Below are 19338 nucleotides of genomic sequence, written 5' to 3'. Positions count from 1 at the left end.
GCCGCGGCCGCCGCGGGACGGCAGGCTCGCGGGCATGGTCGGGACGTTCGAGGAACTCGTCGCCGAAGCCGAGGCGGCGCCGGTCGAGGGCTGGGGCTTCGACTGGCTGCGCGGCCGCGCCACCGAGGAGCGTCCGCCCTGGGGGTACGCGCGCCTGGTCGGCGACCGGATGGCCGCCGTGAAGGCGGCGCTGGACATCGACACCGGCGGGGGAGAGGTGCTCGCCGAGGTGCCCGTGCCGCCGCCGCTGCTGGTCGCCACCGAGGCGTGGCCGCCGAACGTGCCGGTGGCCCGGCGCAACCTCCGCCCGCTCGGCGCGTCCGTGGTGCGGGTGGGCGACCGCCCGCCACTGCCCTTCCGGGACGCCACGTTCGACCTGGTCGTGAGCCGCCACCCGGTGCACACCTGGTGGGACGAGGTGGCCCGGGTGCTGCGGCCCGGCGGCGCCTACCTGTCCCAGCAGATCGGCCCCGGCACGGTGCGGGAGCTGAGCGAGGCGATCCTCGGGCCGCTGCCGCCGCCGGAGCACCGCCACCCGGAGGTGGCGGTCGCCGACGCGCGGGCCGCCAGGCTGACAGTCGTCGACCTGCGCGAGGCCACGCTGCGTACCGTCTTCCAGGACATCGGCGCGGTGGTCTGGTTCCTGCGCAAGGTGGTCTGGACGGTGCCCGGCTTCACGGTGGGCCGCTACCGGGACGAGCTGCGCCGCCTGGACGCGCGGATCCGGGCCGAGGGACCGTTCGTCGCGTACGCCCGCCGTTTCCTCATCGAGGCGCGCCGGGGCTGACCCGGCCGGGCGGGTGCGCCGCGGCGTGGTGCGCGGCCAGCACGTCGGCGCCGAAGTCACCGGCGGGGCGGCGCAGCACGGTGTGCGCGTGGTTGCCGTCGTCGGTCGTGTTGTCGTACTCGATCAGCAGGTCCTCGCCCTGCACCCGGTAGTAGTGCCGCCGGCCCGGCTCGACCGGGCCGGCCCAGGCGAAGTGCAGCTCGCCGCCGTCGAGCCGGTCGGCCTCGCGGGCCGCCAGCTCCGGCGGCAGCCGGTCCAGGTAGAGCGCGACCAGCCGGTCGAGAAGCGCCCGGCCGGTCGGCCGCAGCCGCCCCCGGGGTACGCCGAGCGGGTCGAGGCGGTCCGGTGCGGCGGCCCGGGTGGCGCTGATGATGTCGGCGGGCGCCTCCTCGGCGATGATCGCGGCGGAGCGGCCGCCCGGTCCGAGCGCGTCGAGCAGCTCGCGGGCCAGGTCCTCCTCCGGGCCCAGGGGCCGGGAGACCGGGCGTCCGGCGTGCCGGACGGTGGCCGGGTTGGCGCCGAGGAAGACCGGCGCGGGGGAGACCCGGTCGTCGGCGACGGTCATGCTCACCGACAGGTGGTGTCCCTCGAACCGCCAGGCCCAGTCGTCGTCGCGGGCCGGGTCGCCGAAGACGGCCACCCAGTAGTCGCCGCTGTGCCGGCCGCGCCGCCAGTCCTCCGCCCGGTCCAGCACCTCCTCCAGGGCCATCACGGCCATGGCCTGCGTATACGCGGCGGGGCTGAGCGCGGTGGCGAGCAGCCGGTGCGCGGCCTTGCGGGCGGTGACGTCCAGGCCGGCGAGCGCGACGCCGGGCCGGGGCCGCGGCCGGTACTCCAGCCACCGCCGGGCGGGCTCGTCGTCGAAGGCGTGCCGGGCGGCGTCGCGGGCCGGATCGTCCAGCGCCGACAGGAACGCCTCGGCCGCCGCACGCATCTGCTCGGGTACGGGATCCTCCACCGTCCCTGTATACCGCCCGCCGCTCATGCGCGGCCGAGCAGCGCCAGCATGTCGGGCAGCTCGAAGAACCGGGCGGTCTCGACCGCGGACGGGCCGCCGTGGTCCGGGTCGGCGCCGGCGTCGAGCAGCGCGCGGACCGCCGCCTCCTGGCGCCGGAACACGGCCGCGGCGAGCGCGGTCTGTCCCCTGTCGTTCACCCGGGCCGGGTCGGCGCCCCGGGCCAGCAGCGCGGCCACAGTGTCCGGGTGGGCGTGGTACGCGGCGAGGATCAGCAGCGTGTCGCCCTTGGCGTTGGTGAGGTTGACCGGCAGCCCGGCGTCCACGTTGGCCGCCAGCTCCTCGGTGGCGCCGGCCCGGGCCAGGTCGAACATCCGGTGGGCGAAGGCGATGGTCTCGTCGTCGAGTTCGTCGGGCATCCGCCCAGGCTATGGCGTCGCGGCCGGACGCGCCTGGTAGCTTGCGCAGCCGGGCACGGGAGGCGCACGCATGGACGATCGGGTGTACGTGGGCAACGCGGCGGTGGACGGCGCGACCGACGCGGGCTGGCTGCTGGGCCACTTCAAGCCGGCCGGGGACGTGCGGCACAGCACCGACGTGGAGGTGAAGTGGGGTGTGCACCCGGCGGGGGAGACCCGGTCCCGGTGGGCCACCGGTGAGCGGCGTACCGCCCTGCTGGTGCTGATCAGCGGCGCGTTCCGGATCGAGTTGCCGGACCGGACGGTGGTGCTGCGCGCGCCCGGTGACTACGTGGTGTGGGGCCGGGGCGTGGACCACTCCTGGTACGCCGAGCGGGAGTCCACGGTGCTCACCGTCCGCTGGCCGTCGGTGCCGGGCTACAAGGTGGAGCCGCCGGTGCGGCGGTGAGCGCGCCCCGCGTCCCAGCATTCGGTATTACCTACTAAACCGATAGGCTTTACCGTCTAAGCTGGGGGAGCACATCCGCTCCGCACCGTGAGGACGTCCCGCCGATGACCAGCACCGTTCCCGCCGACCTGCTCGCCGTCGCCGCCCGCTGGGCCGACCCGGACGGCTGGCCGGTGCCGCTGCGCTTCGAGGCGTCCGAGCGGTGGTACGCCCGGCTGGACGCCGGCGACGAGCACGAGGTGTGGGCGCTGAGCTGGCTGCCCGGACAGGGCACCGACCTGCACGACCACGGCGGCTCGGCCGGCGCGTTCCTGGTCGTGGCCGGCGTGCTCACCGAGGAGACGGTGAGCGGCGGGCGGCTGCGCCCGCACCGGCTCGCCGCCGGCGCCGGCCGGCGCTTCGGCGTACGGCACGTGCACCAGGTCACCAACCGTGGCGACGAGCCCGCCGTCAGCGTGCACGTGTACCGGCCGGCGCTGACCCGGATGACCCGCTACCACCTCGTCGCCGGCCGGCTCCGGGTCGCCGAGGTGGCCCGAGCCGGTGTGGCCTGGTGAGCCGCCCCCGCAACCCCGACGAACGGAAGGACGCCACGATGGCGCAGCAGACCCCGACCACCGCGACCGAGCGCTGTCCGGTCCCGCCGCCCGGCTCGCGGGGCATCGACGAGATCCTCGCCGCCGCCCGGGCCCGCCTGCGCCGCCTCGACCCGGAGCAGGCCCACCTGGCCTGCCGGGGCGGCGCGCTGCTGGTGGACATCCGCCCGGCCGCCCAGCGCGCCGCGCAGGGCACCGTGCCCGGCTCGCTCGTGGTCGAGCGCAACGTGCTGGAGTGGCGCTTCGACCCGCGCTGCGCGGCACGGCTGCCGCAGGCGACCGGCTACGACGTCCCGGTGATCGTGCTCTGCCAGGAGGGCTACACCTCGTCGCTGGCCGCCGCCGCGCTCCAGGACATCGGCCTGCACCGGGCCACCGACGTCGTCGGCGGCTTCGCCGCCTGGCAGATCGCCGGCCTGCCCACCCTCGGTCCCACCCCGCCGACCCGACCCTCGTCCGCCGCGCCCCCGGTCACCGCCGGCGGGGCGCTCCGCTGGCCGTCCCGCCGCACCCGGCGGGGCGGGGCGACCGCCCGCACAGGAGGCTCCCATGTCCGTCGTCGCCCTCACCACCCGTCCGGCCCGATCGGGCCGCCCCGACCGGGCCGTGCCGCCCCGGCCGCGTACCGCACCGACGCTCACCATCACGCTCGACCTGGGTGCCGGGCCGCTGACGCCGGGCCTCGCGCGCCTGGTCGACCTGCTCGACGAACTCGCCGCGTCCGGGGAGGGGCTGGCCGTGTCCGGCGAAGGACCGGCCGGACCGGACGACCGTCCGGCCGCCCGTACCGTGCTCGGCCTGCGCCGCGGCGACGCGCCCGCCCCCGCGGCGCCCGCCCCCGGCGGCGTGCGCATCCTCACCGGCACCCGGCGCGTCCGCCACGGCGGCGCCGAGATCCCGCTGACCCGCATCGAGTACGACCTGCTGCTGTTCCTCACCGAACATCCCCGCCGGGTGTTCACCCGACTGCAACTTCTCGCGAACGTCTGGGGCTACGAGCACGCGGTGGCGCGCACCGTCGACGTGCACGTCCGCCGGCTGCGGGCCAAGTTCGGGCCGGAAACGCCGCTGGTGACCACCGTGTACGGCGTGGGCTACCGCCTCGCCGACGACGCCGAGATCGTCGTCGACCGCGACGCCTGACCTCGGCCGACCGGCACGCGGCGCACCCGGACCGGGGGTGCGCCGCGTTCACGTCCGCCGCTGATCCGCCATTGTGAACCCCGGGGGAGACCCCCCGTACCACCGCGAATCGGTGCTCTGCTGTAATCAACGGGCCTCGCACGCAGAGCGAGCGCACGGCTGCGATGTGTTCGTCAAATGTCACATTCATGCAACGCGGCCGCCCCTTGACCCTCGCAGAGACGCCGGGAAGCATCGATGAAGCGGCGTCCCGGGCCGTGGGGAGATACCCGGACCAGCCCAAGGAGGACCATGTCGGTCAGCCCCGCCTCGTCGCGCGCCGGATGGCATACGTCCCAACCCGCGGTCCCCGGTCGTCCCCCCGGCGGCCAGCGCCGTCCCGCCAACACCGCCGCCGCGCCCATGCTCACCGTCACCCTCACCATCCCCCTGGCCTGCGAGGAGTCGCTCACCCCGGCCGCCCGCCGGCTGCTCGACGCCGCCCGCGAGATGCTCGAACGCGGCGACGCGGTGGTCAGCGCGGGCACGATCCCGGCCGAACGCCGGCCCGACGCCGTCCCGGCCGGCCGCGCTCCGGCGCGCCCGCTCGCCCCGACCATCCCGACCCTGCACATCCTCGCGTCGTCCCGGTCGGTGCTGCGTGACGGCGAGCCGCTGCCGCTGACCCGCCTGGAGTTCGACCTGCTGCTGCACCTGGTCGCCCACCCGCGCCGGGTGTTCACCCGGCTGCAACTGCTCAACGCGGTCTGGGGGTACGAGCACGCCGGCGTCCGCACCGTCGACGTGCACGTGCGCCGGCTGCGCGGCAAGGTCGGCGTGGACGTCCCGCTCGTCACCACCGTCTACGGCGTCGGCTACCGGCTCGCCGACGACGCCCGGGTCACCATCGACCGCACCGGCTGACCACCGGGACCACCACCCGCCGACCGCCGCCGGACGGAGCCCCGACCGCCCGGAGCGATCATGTGGTGACCCGCCCGCCCGCGCGGCAGGATGGTCCGATGCGCGTGCGCCCGATCAGCCCCGACCTGCTCGTCACCGAGCTGGCCGAGCGTCTCGCCCGCACCGGGACGCCCGGCCGGCTGCGGGTCGCCCTGGACGGCCCGCCCGCCGCCCGGCCGGACGCGCTCGCCGAAGCGCTCGTCGACCCGCTGCGCGCCGCCGGCCGGCCGGTGCTGCACGTGCGCGCCGACGACTTCCTCCGCCCCGCCTCGGTGCGCCTGGAGCACGGCCGCACCAACCCGGACGCGTACTACGAGAGCTGGCTCGACGAACCGGGACTGCGCCGCGAGGTGCTCGACCCGGCCGGCCCGGACGGCTCCGGCCGGCTGCTGCCGTCGCTGTGGGACGCCACCGCCGACCGGGCCAGCCGCGCCGCGTACGTGGAACTGCCGCCCGGCGGGGTGGTGCTGGTCAGCGGCGCGCTGCTGCTCGGCGGCGCGCTGCCCTTCGACGTCACCGTCCACCTCGTGCTCTCCCCGGCGGCGCTCGCGCGGCGCACCGATCCCGCGCTGCGCTGGACCCTGCCCGCCTTCGCCCGCTACGCCGACGAGGTCGTCCCCGCGTCCTTCGCCGACGTGGTGGTCCGGGCCGACGACCCGCGCCGTCCGGCACTCGTCGAGGCCGCCTGACCAGGGGCTGCGGACTCACCGGAAACACTCAGGAAATAGCCGGTTTGGCCCGCCGTGGGCGGGGGTAATCGCCCGGCTCACAGAGCACGGGTGATCTCGTCGCCCGCGCTCGCACAGTCGGACCGGGTCCGGGGCGCTGGCCGCCCCGGTCCGGTATGAGGACGTAGGAAAGGCAGGCAGCGATGCTCGTCCACGACACGACAGCCACCGGCCGCTCCCAGGCGGAGGTCGACCAGATCCGGCAGTCCCTGCGGTCGCGGTACGACGAGCTGACCGCCGAGTACGAGCAGACCGTGGCGCAGAGCCAGGTGCTGCGGCTGGTCGAGGTCGGCGACACCGCCGGCGACGACCAGGCCGACAGCGGCACCAAGACCGCCGAGCGGGACACCGCGCAGTCGCTGCTGCGGACCATCCTGGACCGGCGGGCCCAGTTCGAGCACGCGCTGACCCGCCTGGACGAGGGCACCTACGGCTTCTGCGAGGGCTGCACCGCGCCCATCCCGGTGGAGCGGCTGGAGATCTTCCCGTCCGCCACCTCCTGCGTGGCCTGCAAGCAGACCCGGGAGCGGCGGGCGGCCTGAACGCCGTTCCGGTTGCCGGTCGGTCCCCGACGCGGTGAACTGCCCCCATGGGTGACATCAAGGTGGGCACCGCCTCGTGGACCGACCGGACCCTGCTCGACTCCGGCTGGTACCCGGCGAGCGCCGACACGCCGGAGAAACGGCTCTCCTACTACGCCCGGCAGTTCCCGCTGGTCGAGGTGGACGCCACCTACTACTCGCCGCCGGCCGAGCGGACCGCCCGGCTGTGGGCCGAGCGCACCCCGGCCGGGTTCACGTTCAACGTCAAGGCGTTCAGCCTGCTGACCGGCCACCCCACCCGCGTCTCCGCGCTGTACAAGGACCTGCGCCCGGACACGGACAAGCGCAACGTCTACCCGGACGACCTGCCCGCGCAGGCGTACGAGGAGGTCTGGACCCGGTTCCTGTCCGCCCTCGACCCGCTCGTCGAGGCCGGCAAGCTGGGCGCGCTGCTGTTCCAGTTCCCGCCGTGGTTCACCATCAAGCGGGCCAACAAGCAGTACCTGCTGGAGGTGGCACGGCGGTGCGCGCCGCTGCGCCCGGTCTTCGAGTTCCGGCACGCGTCCTGGTTCGACGGCGACAACGCCGAGGAGACGCTCGGGTTCCTGCGCGAGCACGAGCTGCCGTTCGTCTGCGTGGACATGCCGCAGGGACACAAGTCGTCCGTCCCGCCGGTGCTGGCGGCCACCGCGGACCTCGCGGTGGTCCGGTTCCACGGGCACAGCGACAAGTGGACCAGCAAGGACATCCACGAGAAGTTCGGCTACGACTACTCCAAGCGGGAACTGCGCGACTGGGCGCCGAAGCTGCGCGAGCTGGCCGGCCAGACCGGGCAGACGCACGTGCTGATGAACAACTGCTACCAGGACTACGCGCAGCGCAACGCCACCACACTCGCCGGCCTGCTGGACGCCTGAGCGTCTCACCCGGTACGGGTGAGGTCCGCTCACCCGCCCCCGCCGCAGCATGGACCGTGGGCGCCGGCTCGGGCGCCGCGACGAGGAGGTGGGTCATGACGGTACGGGTGGTGGCGGACCGACGCCGCGGTGGCGTACTGCACGTCGTCGGCAGCTCCGAGGCGGCACGGCGGGGCGAACGGCCCGGCCGGTTCAGCCCGACCCGGCTGTGGCGGGGCCCCAGCGGTCCGCCGCGCCGCGCCGACGACCGACGCTGGGAGACCGAAGCACGGGGGTGAGCCCGATGGCCGAACAGCTGTTGTCCGCGTTCGAGTCCTCGCTGGACAAGACGAACGTGATCCTCAAGGAGATCGAGTCCGCGTACGGCTGGCCGAAGGAACGGCGCAACCAGTCCTACGCCGCGCTGCGTACCGTACTGCACCTGTTGCGGGACCGGCTGCCGGTGCAGGAGAGCACCGAGTTCGCCCAGCAGTTGCCGGTGCTGGTGCGCGGGATCTACTTCGACGGCTGGCAGCCGGAGAACGTGCCGATCAAGCTCAACCGCGACGACTTCCTGTACGAGGTGCGCCAGGGCTTCCCGTACGACGCCGAGGGCGGCGCGCAGCGGGTGGTGCAGGTCGTGCTGGACACGCTGCGCCGGCACGTGACCCAGGGCGAGTGGGAGGACGTGAAGGCCACCATGCCGGGTGACCTGCGTCAGATGATTCCCTGATCCGGCACCGGACCGGCCCGTCCCGCCCCCTCGGCGGGGCGGGCCGCGGGCGTCCGGGACACCGGCAGCCCGGCCCGCCGGGCCAGCCCGGCGAACGCGACCGCGTCGACGATCGCCGCGCCACCCGGGTCGTTGTTGAAGTAGACGTACGCCGGCTCGCCGTCGCCGAACGCCCCGGCCAGCCGGCGCACCCAGCCGGCCAGCGCGGCGCGCCCGTAGCGCGGCCACGGCCGTGCCCGGCCCTCGTGCAGCCGCAGGTAACCGAAGTCGGTGGTGCGCCACAGCGGGGTGACCGGCCGGCTGAGCCGGTCGGCCCAGACCAGCGCCGCCCGGTGCCGCTCCAGCACCCGCCGGGTGTCGTCGGTCCACCACGACGGATGCCGCGGCTCCACCGCCACCCGCACGTCGGCGGGAAACCGGCGCAGCACGTCGGCCAGCGCGTCCGGGTCGGCGCGCAGCGTCGGCGGGAGCTGCACCAGCACCGGCCCCAGCCGGTCGCCCAGCCCGGACGCCCGGTCCAGGAACCGGGCCACCGGCTCGGCCGGGTCGCGCAACCGCTTCACGTGGGTCAGGTAGCGGCTCATCTTCACCGCCACGCAGAAGTCGCCGGGCGTACGCTCCCGCCACGCGACGAACGTGTCCCGCTCCGGCAGCCGGTAGAACGCGTTGTTCACCTCGACGGTGGCGAACCGCGCGGCGAAGTGCTCCAGCCAGCGCCGCTGCGGCAGCCCGGCCGGGTAGAACCGCTCCCGCCAGTCCCGGTACTGCCAGCCCGACGTGCCGACCAGGAACATCGCCGCAGCCCTACTGAAGGTTGATCGGGAAGACCTCGAACGTGGCGCCGAACCGCGCGCCGAGCCGGCGCCCGGCCGGCCGGGCCATGCCCTCCAGGAACTCCTCGGCGTCGAAGCTGCCGTCGCCGAGCCCGCTCAGGTACGCCCCGTGCGCCCGCAGCGACGCCACGCCCCGCTCGAACGTGTCGCTCACGTCCACCCCGTGCCGGGCTGCCGGCGACCCGGCCGCCCACACCTCGCGCACCCGCGACCACGGCTGGATGCCGTCGGTGAGCTGCTCCGGGAAGATCCAGCGGTTGCCGGCGTCGCGGACCGCGTCCAGCGTGGCCCGGCCGCAGGCGATGTGGTCGGCCTGGTTCAGCGCGTACGCACCGTCCCAGGTCTCCCGGAAGTTGTTCGTCAGCACCACGTCCGGCCGGTGCCGGCGCACCACGGCGGCGATCGCCCGGCGCAGCGGCACGCCGTACTCCAGCAGCCCGTCGGGCAGGCCGAGGAACTCGACGGCCGACACTCCCACCACGGCGGCGGAGGCGCGCTGCTCCTCCTCGCGCACCACCCGGGCGCGCTCCGGCGACATCCCGTCGATGCCCGCCTCGCCGCTGGTGAGCAGGCAGTAGACGACCTCCTTGCCCTGCCCGGTCCAGCGGGCCACCGCGGCGGCGGCGCCGAACTCCAGGTCGTCGGGGTGTGCCACCACGGCGAGCGCCCGCTGCCAGTCCTCGGTCAGCGGGGTGAGCGGCTCCGGCTGCGTCACGTGCGTCTCCTCGCGTCGTCCTCCCGCCATCCTGGCATCCACCCGTCCCGGCCGCTTGCCCCGCGAACCGTCCGTACGGCGGCGTCCGGGCGTCTACGGTGTGGTTAGAGAAGATCGGGCGTGGGGTACCACCCGCTGCACACGGACCCCGGCACCACGCGGGGCGGCACACCGAGGGAGCACCCATGGCATTGAACGACGACGACATCCAGAGCAGCGGCGGCAGCGGCCTGGAGGGCCCGGCCGACGGCGGTGCGACCCCGGGTCAGCACGACGGTGGCGCGGACGGCGGCGCGGAGGGCCCGGCCGACGGCGGCGCGACCCCGGGTCAGCACGACGGTGGCGCGGACGGCGGCGCGGAGGGCCCCGCTGACGGCGGCGCGACCCCGGGTCAGCACGACGGTGGCGCGGACGGCGGCGCGGAGGGCCCGGCCGACGGCGGCGCGACCCCCGGCCAGCGCGACGGCGGCGCCGACGGCAGCGCCTGACACATGAGCACGACGCACGTCGACCCGCCGGGTGGCCACGGCCGCCCGGCGGTTCCGTTCTCCGCGACCGAGGCGCTGGCCCGGTGCGTGGCGGTGGAGCCGGCCAAGTTCGCCGCCGACCACTGGGGGCGCAGCCCGCTGCTGTCCCGCGCCGCCGAACTGCCCAACCCGGACGGCTTCACCGACCTGCTCAGCCCCGCCGACGCCGACGAGCTGCTCAGCCGCCGCGGCCTGCGTACCCCGTTCCTGCGGGTCGCCAAGGACGGCCAGCTCGTGCCGGCGGCGCGGTTCACCGGCGGCGGTGGCGCCGGCGCCGAGATCGGCGACCAGGTCCTCGACGAGAAGGTGCTGGCGCTGTACGCCGACGGCGCCACGCTGGTGTTGCAGGGCCTGCACCGCACCTGGCCGGCGCTCGTCGACTTCGCCCGTGACCTGGGCACCGCGCTGGCCCAGCCGTTGCAGGTGAACGCCTACCTGACGCCGGCCGGCAGTCAGGGCTTCGCCACCCACTACGACACGCACGACGTGTTCGTGCTGCAGGTGGACGGGCGCAAGCACTGGCGGATCCACCCGCCGGTGCTGGCCGACCCGCTGGAGCGCCAGCCCTGGGGCGGCCGGGCCGACGAGGTCTCCGCGACCGCCGACGGGCGCCCCGAGCTGGACGTCGTGCTCGAACCGGGCGACGCGCTCTACCTTCCGCGCGGCTGGCTGCACAGCGCCCAGGCGCAGGACTCCAGCTCGCTGCACCTGACCGTGGGCATCCGGGCGCTGACCCGGTACGCCGTGGTCGAGGAACTGCTCGCGCTCGCCGCCGAGGACGCGCGGCTGCGCGCGAGCCTGCCGTTCGGGCTCGACCTGGCCGACGCGGACGCGATCGAGCCGGAGCTGACCGAGACCGTCGAGGCGCTGCGCGACTGGCTGCTGCGGGCCGACCCGGCGGCGGTGGCCGGCCGGCTGCGCGCCCGGGTCTGGCCGGCCGCCCGCCCGGCGCCGATCCGGCCGCTGGCCCAGGCGCAGGCGCTGGCCCGGCTCACGGCGGACAGCGAGGTGGCGGTGCGCGGCGGCCTGCGCTGGCAGCTCACCCCGGCCGCCGACGGACGGGTCACGCTGCGCGTGCCCGACCGGACGCTCACGCTGCCCGGCACCTGCGAGGCGGCGCTGCGCGCCCTGCTCACCGGTGAGGTGACGAGGGTCGGTGACCTGCCCGGCCTCGACGACGACGCCGACCGCCTGGTGCTGGCCCGCCGCCTCCTGAAGGAGGCCGTCCTGACCCCCGCCTGACGGGCGCGATCATGAGGTTGACCGGCGGCGCGACGGCGTGTCGCGCCGCCAACCTCATGATCGACGGCCGGAGAGGGGGCGTGGGGAGGGACGGTCAGCGGGTGTAGGTCACCGTCAGCAGGAGCAGGGTCGTGACCAGGCCGGAGGCGGCCACCAGGATCATCGGGCGCGGGGTCAGCACCGCGTGGCGGCGGTCGGCCAGCAGCCGGGCCGGCGCCAGCCCGATCACCGGGCCGAGCAGCGTCACCACCAGCGCCAGCACCGGCAGGCCCACCGCCAGGTCACCGCTGGAACCGGCGGCCAGCGCCCGCGCACCCACCCCCAGCGCGTACGCCACCAGCGCCCCGCCGATCCCGCACGCGACCAGCAGCGGGTTCACCGAGCCGGGCAGCTCACCCGGCGCCCCGGTGCGGTCCAGCAGCTCCCGGACCGCCCGCAGCAGCGGCACCGGATCACCGGCGGCGCCGCGTACCGGGCCGGGCGGGTCACCGAGCCGCCGGGCGCCCATGCCCAGCCGCGCCCGCAACTGCGCCCACAGGTGAGTGACCTCGCCGTCGACGCGCTCCACCAGCCGGGACGCCTCGGCCACCTCCGCCTCGGCCTGCCGCACCTGCTCCTCCGCCTCGGCCACCGCCCGGCCGGCGGCGGCCACCTGCTGGGCGTACCAGGTGTGCGCCTCGGCCCGCTGGGCGGACACCCGGGCGGTCAGCTCGGCGAGCCGGCGGATCTGCGCGTTGTACGTCTCACTGGCAACCGGTTCGTTCATCGGGAGGGACCATAAGGGATGATCACCTGTCCGGTGCGGTGCACCGCCCGGTCGAAGTACAGACCGCGCCACGGCCGGGGATACCAGTCCGGCCCGCCGCTGCCCGGATACAGCGAGGAGCCCAGCTCACCGCCCTGCACGTCCAGCGCCACCCAGGCGCCGATCTGATCCGTGCGCGCGCCCGCGCCGCCGAGGTCGACCCGCATCCGGGCCACCCCACGCCACCACGCCAGCACGTGCGTACGCCGTTCCGGCCCGTCGTGCAGGATCCGGCGCAACTGCTCCAGCCCGGTGCGCGTACCGGCCTTGCCGGCCAGCGCCGCGGCCGCCGCGTCCACCGCGTACAGCAGCAGGAAGTGCGGGGTACGCGCCGCACCCGGCGCGCCCAGCCCGTCACCCACCTCGGCCATCAGCTCCGGCACCGTCTCCTCGTCGTACCAGGAGGCGTCGCCTTCCAGGTCCTCGTACAGGGCGCGGGCGGCCGGGTCGGCGTCCGGGTCCAGGCAGGCGATCGAGAACCGGGCGGTGCCGGGCCGGTACTGCCGGGCCAGCGACCGGGCGGCGGCGTCGAGCACCGCGCACGCCTCGTCCACCCGGGTGCCCAGCACGGCGAGGTTGCGGCCCGGCGCGCGGGGCAGCCGTAGCGCCGCCGAGCGGGCCTGCACGTCGATGATCTCGCCGAGCAGCGCCACCGGGCTGCGCGGCACGCCCTGCTCCGGCGCGGTCAGCGCGCGGAAGTCCGGCGCGTCGGCCAGCTTCGGGATCGCGTCGCCGTCGAACAGCCGGGCCGGCGCGGCGTCCTGCGGGCGCATCCGCCACAGCCGGTGCTGAAGCTCGCTCCACGTCTCCCAGTCGCTGGCCGACGGGATCCGGGCCACCTCGTTCCCCTCGGCCAGGCCCGACTCGGCGTTGATCACCGCGTGGTGGCGGGGCAGCGACTGCGCCGCGTCGTTGCGCTCGGCCAGGATGCGCAGCGCCTTCGGCAGCGCGATCCGTAGCGTGAACTGGGCGACGAGCGCGGGCCGGCCCCACAGGGCCTCGATGCCACGCACGTCCTGCGAGGCGAGCACCAGGTGGATGCCCTGCGACCGGCCCCGCCGGGCCAGGTCCTCCAGCAGGTCGGCGGCCTCCCGGGCGACCACGTCCCGGCCGGCGAGCAGCGCCTGGAACTCGTCGACCACAGCCACGATGCGCGGCCAGTGCCCCTCCGGGTCCACCGCGCGCAGCTCCGCCAGCTTGGTGACCTCGTGCTTCTTCGCCGCGTCGGCGCGGCGGCGCAGCTCCTCGGCGAGGAAGCGCAGCAGCGCCAGCCCGAACTCCCGGTCGGTGTTCACGTTGATGCCGACCAGCCGCATGTGAGGCAGCCAGCTCGGGTCGCGGCGGCCCTGCGCGAACCGGGCGAAGGACACACCCTCCTTGAAGTCGAGCAGATAGAACTCCAGCTCGGCGGGGGAGTAGCGGGCGGCGAGCGCGCCGATCCAAGCGAAGATCAGGTTCGTCTTGCCGGTGCCGGACGGGCCGCCGATCAACGCGTGCGGCGGGTAGTCGCCGAGCGTGAGCAGCACCTGCCGCCCGTGCGGGCCCTCGCCGACCGGCGCGCTGAGCCCGTGCGCCGAGTCCTCCCGCCAGTACTCGTCCAGCGGCGGGAGCAGGTCGGTGAACGGCGTCGGCGGCGGGCCGGCGGCCACCCGGGACGCGACGGTGCGGCACGTCTCCGTGACCAGGGCGGGCGGCGGCGGCGCGTCGAGCAGCACCGGCAGCCCGGCCACCCGGGCGTCGTCCCGCTCCACGGTGATCCGGGTGACGGTCGGGTCGTCCGGCAGCTCGATGCCGCGGACCACCAGGTGCACGCCGCAGGCCGCGCCGGTACGTACCACCCGGTCGAGCTGGCCGCGCTCGTGCCGGGACAGCTCGTCGCCGCCGAGCAGCACCGCCACCCGCCACGGCTCCGGGCGGCGTCCGGTCGCGGCGGCCAGTTCGCGCAGCGAGCCGTACTCACCGGCGAGCACCGTGGCGTTGATCCGGCGGATCTGCTCCACCAGGTCGTCCAGCAGCCGGCCCAGCCCGCCCGGCCCGACGAACGTGAGCAGCCCGGCCGTGCCGAGCGGCGCGAACCCGGCCAGGCCGCCGCCCAGGTGTTCCGGGTCGTACCCGTAGAGCCGCACCGCGCCCGGGTCGGCCCGCCCGACCGAGCGCAGCAGCAGCGCGGGCACCACGGCGGCCAGCCCGTCCCGGTCGCCGCCGGCCAGGTGCGCGTGCCCGGCGTCCAGCAGCGGGACCAGCGCCGGCACCGGTTCGGCGCCGTCGAGGCGTACCGTGCCGACGCGCAACGCGCCGGGCGGCTCGGACCGGCCGGCGGGCGTGGCCTGCCAGCGGTCCCAGGGCGCGGACGCCGCGCCGGGCGCCTCCCGCTGTGCCGCGGCGGCGGCCCGGCGGGCCAGCTCGGCGAGGCGTGCGGTGTGCCGGGCGTCGATCTCGGCCAGGCGCCGGTCGCGGGCGGCACCCACCCGGGCGGGCACCGCGGCGGCGGCCTTGCGGGTACGGGCCAGCCGATCCCGCCCGGCGGCCAGCTCGGCCTCGGCGGCGGTGAGCCGGGTACGGGTGGCGCCCAGGGCCTCGGAGAGCATCCCCCGGACCCGCGTCACCAGTTGAGCGCGGACGTCAGCCACGGGACGGCTCCCGATCGTCGGTGTCCTTGGGCAGGTCCCGGCCGAGCCGGTCGAGCAGTACGCCGGCGAGCACGCCCGCGGTGACCGCCGGGTCGGCCGCGTGCGGCTGCTCCGCGTCGTCGTCGCGGCGCGGCGGGGGCATCCGGCACACCCGGGTCAGCAGCGTGTCCAGCACCGGCCGCGGCAGCCCGGGCAGCAGGTCGCGGACCCGGGAGTCCAGCGCCCCGCGCAGCCGGGGCAGGTCGTCCGCGCGGGGCGGATGGCCGAGCAGCTCACCGGCCAGCTCGCGCAGCAGCGGCGGGGTGATGGCGGCCAGCCCCAGCCCCACGTCGGCGTGCGCCCGGCGCAACTCGCGGTGCAGCCGGTCCCGGTCGCCGGAGCGGATCCCGGCCACCACCCGGCGCAGCAGCTCGTGGGAGTCCTCGACGCGCTCGTCCGGCTCGTCCGGCGCGCCCTCCCGGCCGCCGGTCAGCTCCGCCACCCGCACCGCCCACCAGCGCCGTACCGCCGGCTGCTCACCCGGCTCGGCGGCCGGGCCCGGTGCGGGCGGGTCCTCGCCGCGAGGCGTGTCGTGCCGGGGCGGCCGCTCGCCCGGCGGCGCCGTCCGTGCGCCGTCCGGCGCCAGCCCGATCGCGGCCAGGTACGCGGTGAGCTGCTCCTGCGCCACACGCAGCGCGTAGCCCGCGGTCTCGGCGTGCTCGGTGGCCGAGGACAGCTCCGGCACCCCCATCGGGTCGGACGACTCCTGGCGCACCCAGCGCAGCCGCTCCTGCGCCTGGCCGAGCTTCTCCAGCGCGGCGGCGAGCTGTGCCAGCGGCAGTTCCTCGGCGGCGGCGCGCACCTGCGCGCCGATGTCCTCGACGATGGACACAGGCCGGCCTCAGAGCGTCGCGACGTAGATCTGAGCCTGCTCCACCGCGACGAGTGTCGCGGCCAGACACTCCTCCAACTCCTGGCCGGCCTGTGTCAACGAGGCCTGGGCCGCCTCGACCGTCTCGTGGCCGCTGCCCTCCAGCGCGCCGGCCAGCGTCTGCTGCGCCTCGGCCAGCTTCTCGCCGGCCGCCTGCACCGCTGTCTGGCCGTCACCGATCTGCTGGAGAGCGACATCGATGGCGGCCTTCAGCTCGGCGACGCTCGCCACGGGGACCTCCTGGGGGCGGAAGAGATCTCCATTACAACCCATCCCGGCGGGTGGACGAACATCCACCCTCGCGGCGTTGCGGCCCCGGTGTCCGGTTCCGGCCCTGACGTGCGCGAAGAGTCCGGCACACGGGATCGGGCAGTCCCGCCGGCGGACTCCTCGGTCCTGCTGACGGGACCGGATGACCTAGCGGACCAGCCAGCGCGGGCCGCGTACCTCCGCGCCCAGCGCGGTCACCCGCTCGCGCAGCTCCCGGTCGGCGGTGACCACCACCCGCCGCCGGTCCGGCGCGGCGGCGACCAGCTCGACCATCGTGTCGTCGCCGGAGCCGGGCGCGGAGACGACCTCCACGCCGGGCGCGGGCGCCACGTGCCGGGCCGCGCCCTCCACCACCAGCACCACCTGCACCGGCGGCGGCAGCTCCGGCGGCACCCCCGCCTCCCCGACGGGCGCCAGCGCGTCGCGCAGCCGGACCGCCGCGCCGGCCCGGTCCCGCCACCAGCCGTCCGGGCGCGAGCCCACCACGTTCGCGCCGTCCACGATCAGCAGCGGTCTGCTCTCCATGCCCCCAGCCTGCCATCCGGTCGCGTTTGTCGCGCCGACCGCCGGGTAGCCACCGCCGACCGTGCCGCGCGTGCCGGGTGCCGGTCGTGCCGACTGACTGCGGAGGACGAGATGATGGGACCGGGTGACTTCGGCAACGACCCCTGGGACGAGTTCCTGGCCCGATACTTCGGCCGGGGCGAGGGGGGACGCCGGCCGGCGCACCGGGTCGACATCACCCGCCTGATGACCGCCGACGCCCGGGAGATGCTCGCCGACGCGGCCCGCCGCGCCGCGCAGAAGCACAGCAACGACCTGGACACCGACCACCTGCTCTGGGCGGCGTTGCAGCGCGAGCCGCTGCGCGACCTGGTCCGGCGGGCCGGCGCCGACCCGGACGCGCTGCTGGGCGCGCTGGGCGGGCGCGGTGAGGGCGCGCCGCGCGGCGAGGTGCCGCCGAACCTGTCGCTGACCCCGGCCGCGAAGCGGGCGCTGCTCGACGCCCACCAGCTGTCCCGCGCGATGGGCGCCAACTACATCGGTCCCGAGCACATCCTGATGGCGCTGCCGCTGAACCCCGAGTCGCCGGCCGGCCGGATGCTCGCCGCCGGCCGGATCCAGCCCGAGTCGTTGCAGGCGGCCAGCGCCGAGCGCGGCGCGACGAACGCCCCGCGCCCGGACCGCGGCACCCCGACGCTCGACCAGTACGGCCAGGACCTCACCGAGCTGGCCCGGATGGACCAGATCGACCCGGTGGTCGGCCGGGCCGACGAGATCGAGCAGGCGGTGGAGATCCTGTCCCGGCGCACCAAGAACAACCCGGTGCTGATCGGCGAGGCCGGTGTCGGCAAGACCGCGATCGTGGAGGGCCTCGCGGAGCGGATCTGCGACGGCGACGTGCCGCAGACGCTGATCGGCAAGCGGGTGATCCAGCTCGACCTGTCCGGCCTGGTCGCCGGCACCCGCTACCGGGGCGACTTCGAGGAGCGGCTGAAGAAGGTGATCGACGAGATCCGCGCCCACCGCGAGGAGCTGATCATCTTCCTGGACGAGATCCACACGCTGGTCGGCGCGGGCGGCGCCGGCAGCGAGGGTGGGATGGACGCCTCGAACATGCTCAAGCCGGCCCTGGCACGCGGCGAGCTGCGGGTGATCGGCGCGACCACGCTCGACGAGTACCGGCGCAGCATCGAGAAGGACGCCGCGCTGGCCCGCCGGTTCCAGCCGGTGCTGGTGCCCGAGCCGACAGTCGACGACACCATCTCGATCCTGCGCGGCCTGCGCGACCGGTACGAGGCGCACCACCAGGTCCGGTTCACCGACGAGGCGCTGGTGGCCGCCGCAGAGCTGTCCGACCGGTACGTCACCGACCGGTTCCTGCCGGACAAGGCGATCGACCTGATCGACCAGGCCGGCGCCCGGGTGCGGCTGCGCACCCGTACCCCCGCCGAGGACGTGCGCGAGCTGGAGCAGCAGCTCGACGAGACGCGCCGGGACAAGGAGCAGGCGGTCTCCGACGAGCAGTACGAGCGGGCCTCCGCGCTGCGCGACCGGCTCGCCGAACTGGAGGACCAGGTCCGCCGCGCCCGTGGCGACGAGGGGCCGAGCCACGTGCCCGAGGTGGGGCCGACGGAGATCGCCGAGGTGGTCTCCCGGGCCACCGGCATCCCGGTCACCCAGCTCACCGAGGAGGAACGCGACCGGCTGCTGCGCCTGGAGGGGCACCTGCACGAGAAGGTGATCGGGCAGGACGACGCGGTCACCGCCGTCGCCGAGGCGGTACGCCGGTCCCGTACCGGCCTGGCCGACCCGGACCGGCCGATGGGCAGTTTCCTGTTCCTCGGCCCGACCGGCGTGGGCAAGACCGAGCTGGCCCGGGCGCTGGCCGAGGCGCTGTTCGGCGAGGCGGACCGGATGGTCCGGGTGGACATGAGCGAGTTCCAGGAACGGCACACGGTCAGCCGGCTGGTCGGCGCCCCGCCCGGATACGTCGGCTACGAGGAGGCCGGCCAGCTCACCGAGGCGGTACGCCGCCGCCCGTACGCGGTGGTGCTGCTCGACGAGATCGAGAAGGCGCACCCGGACGTGTTCAACATCCTGCTCCAGGTGCTCGACGACGGCCGGCTCACCGACAGCCAGGGCCGTACCGTGAACTTCAAGAACACCGTCCTGATCATGACCAGCAACCTCGGCTCGGAGCTGATCACCGGCACCCAGCGCACCGTCGGGTTCGCCACCGGCGCGCCCGGCGAGCAGGAGAGCGACGAGCTGCGGGAGCGGCTGATGCGCCGGCTCCAGGAGAACTTCCGCCCGGAGTTCCTCAACCGCATCGACGAGGTGATCATCTTCCAGCGGCTGGAGGCCGAGCAGCTGCGCCAGATCACCGGGCTGCTGCTGGAGGAGACCCGCCGCCGCATGCACGCCCAGGACATCCAGGTCGACTTCAGCACCGCCGGCGTCGACTGGCTCGCCGAGCACGGCTACCAGCCCGAGTTCGGCGCCCGCCCGCTGCGCCGGGTGATCCAGCGCGAGGTCGACAACCGGCTGTCCCGGATGCTGCTGGAGCACGAGGTCTCACCGGGGCAGAAGGTCACCGTCGACACCCGCGACGGCCAGCTCGTCTTCGACGTCGCCGCCGGTGAGCGCGGCTACACGCCGGCCACCACGTCCCATCCCCGATGACCGGCCGGGGCCCGTCCCGGCCGGACCGGGA

22 protein-coding genes and 1 pseudogene are annotated in these 19338 nt (G+C 75.6%); 14 read left to right on the top strand and 9 right to left on the bottom strand.

All coding sequences use genetic code 11. The features are described 5' to 3' along the window. The first annotated feature begins 34 nt into the window (after window positions 1-34). Window positions 35-787, top strand: a complete 753-nt coding sequence (locus M8C11_RS26340) for a class I SAM-dependent methyltransferase (RefSeq protein WP_252453996.1) — start codon at window positions 35-37, stop codon at window positions 785-787. Here the strand turns inward: M8C11_RS26340 and M8C11_RS26335 are convergent. Then, window positions 765-1772, bottom strand: a complete 1008-nt coding sequence (locus M8C11_RS26335; protein WP_256487525.1) for a DUF3500 domain-containing protein — start codon at window positions 1770-1772, stop codon at window positions 765-767. The two genes, M8C11_RS26340 and M8C11_RS26335, sit on opposite strands and share 23 nt — an antisense overlap. Next, on the bottom strand, window positions 1769-2161 hold the full coding sequence (locus tag M8C11_RS26330) for an ankyrin repeat domain-containing protein (protein WP_013476997.1): 393 nt from the start codon (window positions 2159-2161) through the stop codon (window positions 1769-1771). Before M8C11_RS26330 ends, M8C11_RS26335 begins: the two co-directional genes overlap by 4 nt. Window positions 2162-2231: 70 nt before the next feature. Here M8C11_RS26330 and M8C11_RS26325 point away from each other — a divergent pair, with 70 nt between their 5' ends. The 10 genes and pseudogenes from M8C11_RS26325 to M8C11_RS26280 all read left to right on the top strand — a co-directional run bounded on the left by M8C11_RS26325 (window position 2232) and on the right by M8C11_RS26280 (window position 8189). Next, window positions 2232-2609 carry a signal peptidase I gene (locus tag M8C11_RS26325; RefSeq protein WP_120570125.1) on the top strand — a complete coding sequence of 126 codons (378 nt, stop codon included), beginning with the start codon at window positions 2232-2234 and terminating at the stop codon, window positions 2607-2609. A gap of 104 nt (window positions 2610-2713) precedes the next feature. Beyond that, the gene (locus M8C11_RS26320) at window positions 2714-3166 is read left to right on the top strand and encodes a cysteine dioxygenase family protein (protein ID WP_091427994.1); all 453 of its coding nucleotides are present in this window, start codon (window positions 2714-2716) and stop codon (window positions 3164-3166) included. A 38-nt stretch (window positions 3167-3204) separates the two neighbouring features. Further along, window positions 3205-3699 (top strand): annotated as a pseudogene (locus tag M8C11_RS26315) (rhodanese-like domain-containing protein); the annotation flags it as partial. Window positions 3700-3754: 55 nt separating this feature from the next. Then, window positions 3755-4348 carry a winged helix-turn-helix domain-containing protein gene (locus tag M8C11_RS26310; protein WP_252453994.1) on the top strand — a complete coding sequence of 198 codons (594 nt, stop codon included), beginning with the start codon at window positions 3755-3757 and terminating at the stop codon, window positions 4346-4348. 291 nt (window positions 4349-4639) lie between these two features. Next, a complete protein-coding gene (locus tag M8C11_RS26305) occupies window positions 4640-5251 on the top strand; it encodes a winged helix-turn-helix domain-containing protein (protein WP_252453993.1) in 612 nt (203 codons plus the stop codon). Between the two features lie 98 nt (window positions 5252-5349). Beyond that, a complete protein-coding gene (locus tag M8C11_RS26300; protein WP_252453992.1) occupies window positions 5350-5979 on the top strand; it encodes a uridine kinase in 630 nt (209 codons plus the stop codon). A gap of 182 nt (window positions 5980-6161) precedes the next feature. Further along, entirely contained in the window at window positions 6162-6560 is a 399-nt protein-coding gene (locus tag M8C11_RS26295; RefSeq protein WP_013286049.1) for a TraR/DksA C4-type zinc finger protein, read from the top strand. Between the two features lie 47 nt (window positions 6561-6607). Beyond that, window positions 6608-7477 carry a DUF72 domain-containing protein gene (locus M8C11_RS26290; protein ID WP_252453991.1) on the top strand — a complete coding sequence of 290 codons (870 nt, stop codon included), beginning with the start codon at window positions 6608-6610 and terminating at the stop codon, window positions 7475-7477. Between the two features lie 95 nt (window positions 7478-7572). Beyond that, window positions 7573-7755, top strand: a complete 183-nt coding sequence (locus M8C11_RS26285) for a hypothetical protein (RefSeq protein WP_013476990.1) — start codon at window positions 7573-7575, stop codon at window positions 7753-7755. Between the two features lie 5 nt (window positions 7756-7760). Further along, window positions 7761-8189, top strand: coding sequence for a DUF2267 domain-containing protein (locus M8C11_RS26280; protein ID WP_120573804.1), 429 nt, complete (start codon window positions 7761-7763; stop codon window positions 8187-8189). Here M8C11_RS26280 and M8C11_RS26275 read toward each other — a convergent pair. Both M8C11_RS26275 and M8C11_RS26270 read right to left on the bottom strand, forming a co-directional pair. After that, on the bottom strand, window positions 8174-8983 hold the full coding sequence (locus M8C11_RS26275; protein WP_252453990.1) for a DUF72 domain-containing protein: 810 nt from the start codon (window positions 8981-8983) through the stop codon (window positions 8174-8176). The two genes, M8C11_RS26280 and M8C11_RS26275, sit on opposite strands and share 16 nt — an antisense overlap. Before the next feature lie 10 nt (window positions 8984-8993). Further along, the gene (locus M8C11_RS26270) at window positions 8994-9737 is read right to left on the bottom strand and encodes a PIG-L deacetylase family protein (protein ID WP_120570118.1); all 744 of its coding nucleotides are present in this window, start codon (window positions 9735-9737) and stop codon (window positions 8994-8996) included. Between the two features lie 185 nt (window positions 9738-9922). Here M8C11_RS26270 and M8C11_RS26265 point away from each other — a divergent pair, with 185 nt between their 5' ends. Beyond that, window positions 9923-10225: a hypothetical protein gene (locus M8C11_RS26265; RefSeq protein WP_013286055.1), complete on the top strand. Its 303-nt coding sequence runs from the start codon at window positions 9923-9925 to the stop codon at window positions 10223-10225. Window positions 10226-10228: 3 nt separating this feature from the next. Beyond that, window positions 10229-11506 (top strand): cupin domain-containing protein, encoded by a 1278-nt coding sequence (locus M8C11_RS26260; RefSeq protein ID WP_252453989.1) that lies wholly within the window; start codon window positions 10229-10231, stop codon window positions 11504-11506. Between the two features lie 94 nt (window positions 11507-11600). On the opposite strand, the gene M8C11_RS26255 is transcribed toward M8C11_RS26260, so the two are convergent. The 5 genes from M8C11_RS26255 to M8C11_RS26235 form a co-directional block, all read right to left on the bottom strand. Then, window positions 11601-12272 carry a hypothetical protein gene (locus M8C11_RS26255; protein ID WP_120570115.1) on the bottom strand — a complete coding sequence of 224 codons (672 nt, stop codon included), beginning with the start codon at window positions 12270-12272 and terminating at the stop codon, window positions 11601-11603. Then, on the bottom strand, window positions 12269-14941 hold the full coding sequence (locus tag M8C11_RS26250; RefSeq protein ID WP_252453988.1) for an FtsK/SpoIIIE domain-containing protein: 2673 nt from the start codon (window positions 14939-14941) through the stop codon (window positions 12269-12271). Before M8C11_RS26250 ends, M8C11_RS26255 begins: the two co-directional genes overlap by 4 nt. Continuing rightward, window positions 14934-15812 (bottom strand): FUSC family protein, encoded by an 879-nt coding sequence (locus M8C11_RS26245; protein ID WP_252453987.1) that lies wholly within the window; start codon window positions 15810-15812, stop codon window positions 14934-14936. The genes M8C11_RS26250 and M8C11_RS26245 overlap by 8 nt, the downstream gene beginning before the upstream one ends. 9 nt (window positions 15813-15821) lie before the next feature. Further along, window positions 15822-16082, bottom strand: coding sequence for a hypothetical protein (locus tag M8C11_RS26240; protein ID WP_091428014.1), 261 nt, complete (start codon window positions 16080-16082; stop codon window positions 15822-15824). Between the two features lie 186 nt (window positions 16083-16268). After that, a complete protein-coding gene (locus tag M8C11_RS26235; RefSeq protein ID WP_120570112.1) occupies window positions 16269-16646 on the bottom strand; it encodes a hypothetical protein in 378 nt (125 codons plus the stop codon). 111 nt (window positions 16647-16757) lie between these two features. Between M8C11_RS26235 and M8C11_RS26230 the strand changes: the two genes are divergently transcribed. Next, window positions 16758-19307 carry an ATP-dependent Clp protease ATP-binding subunit gene (locus M8C11_RS26230; protein WP_252453986.1) on the top strand — a complete coding sequence of 850 codons (2550 nt, stop codon included), beginning with the start codon at window positions 16758-16760 and terminating at the stop codon, window positions 19305-19307. Window positions 19308-19338: the final 31 nt, after the last annotated feature.

Source organism: Micromonospora sp. CPM1 (assembly GCF_023896895.1).
Lineage (GTDB): Bacteria > Actinomycetota > Actinomycetes > Mycobacteriales > Micromonosporaceae > Micromonospora > Micromonospora tulbaghiae.
Note: the sequence above shows the minus strand (reverse complement) of the source record. Positions and strands in the feature narration are given on the sequence as shown.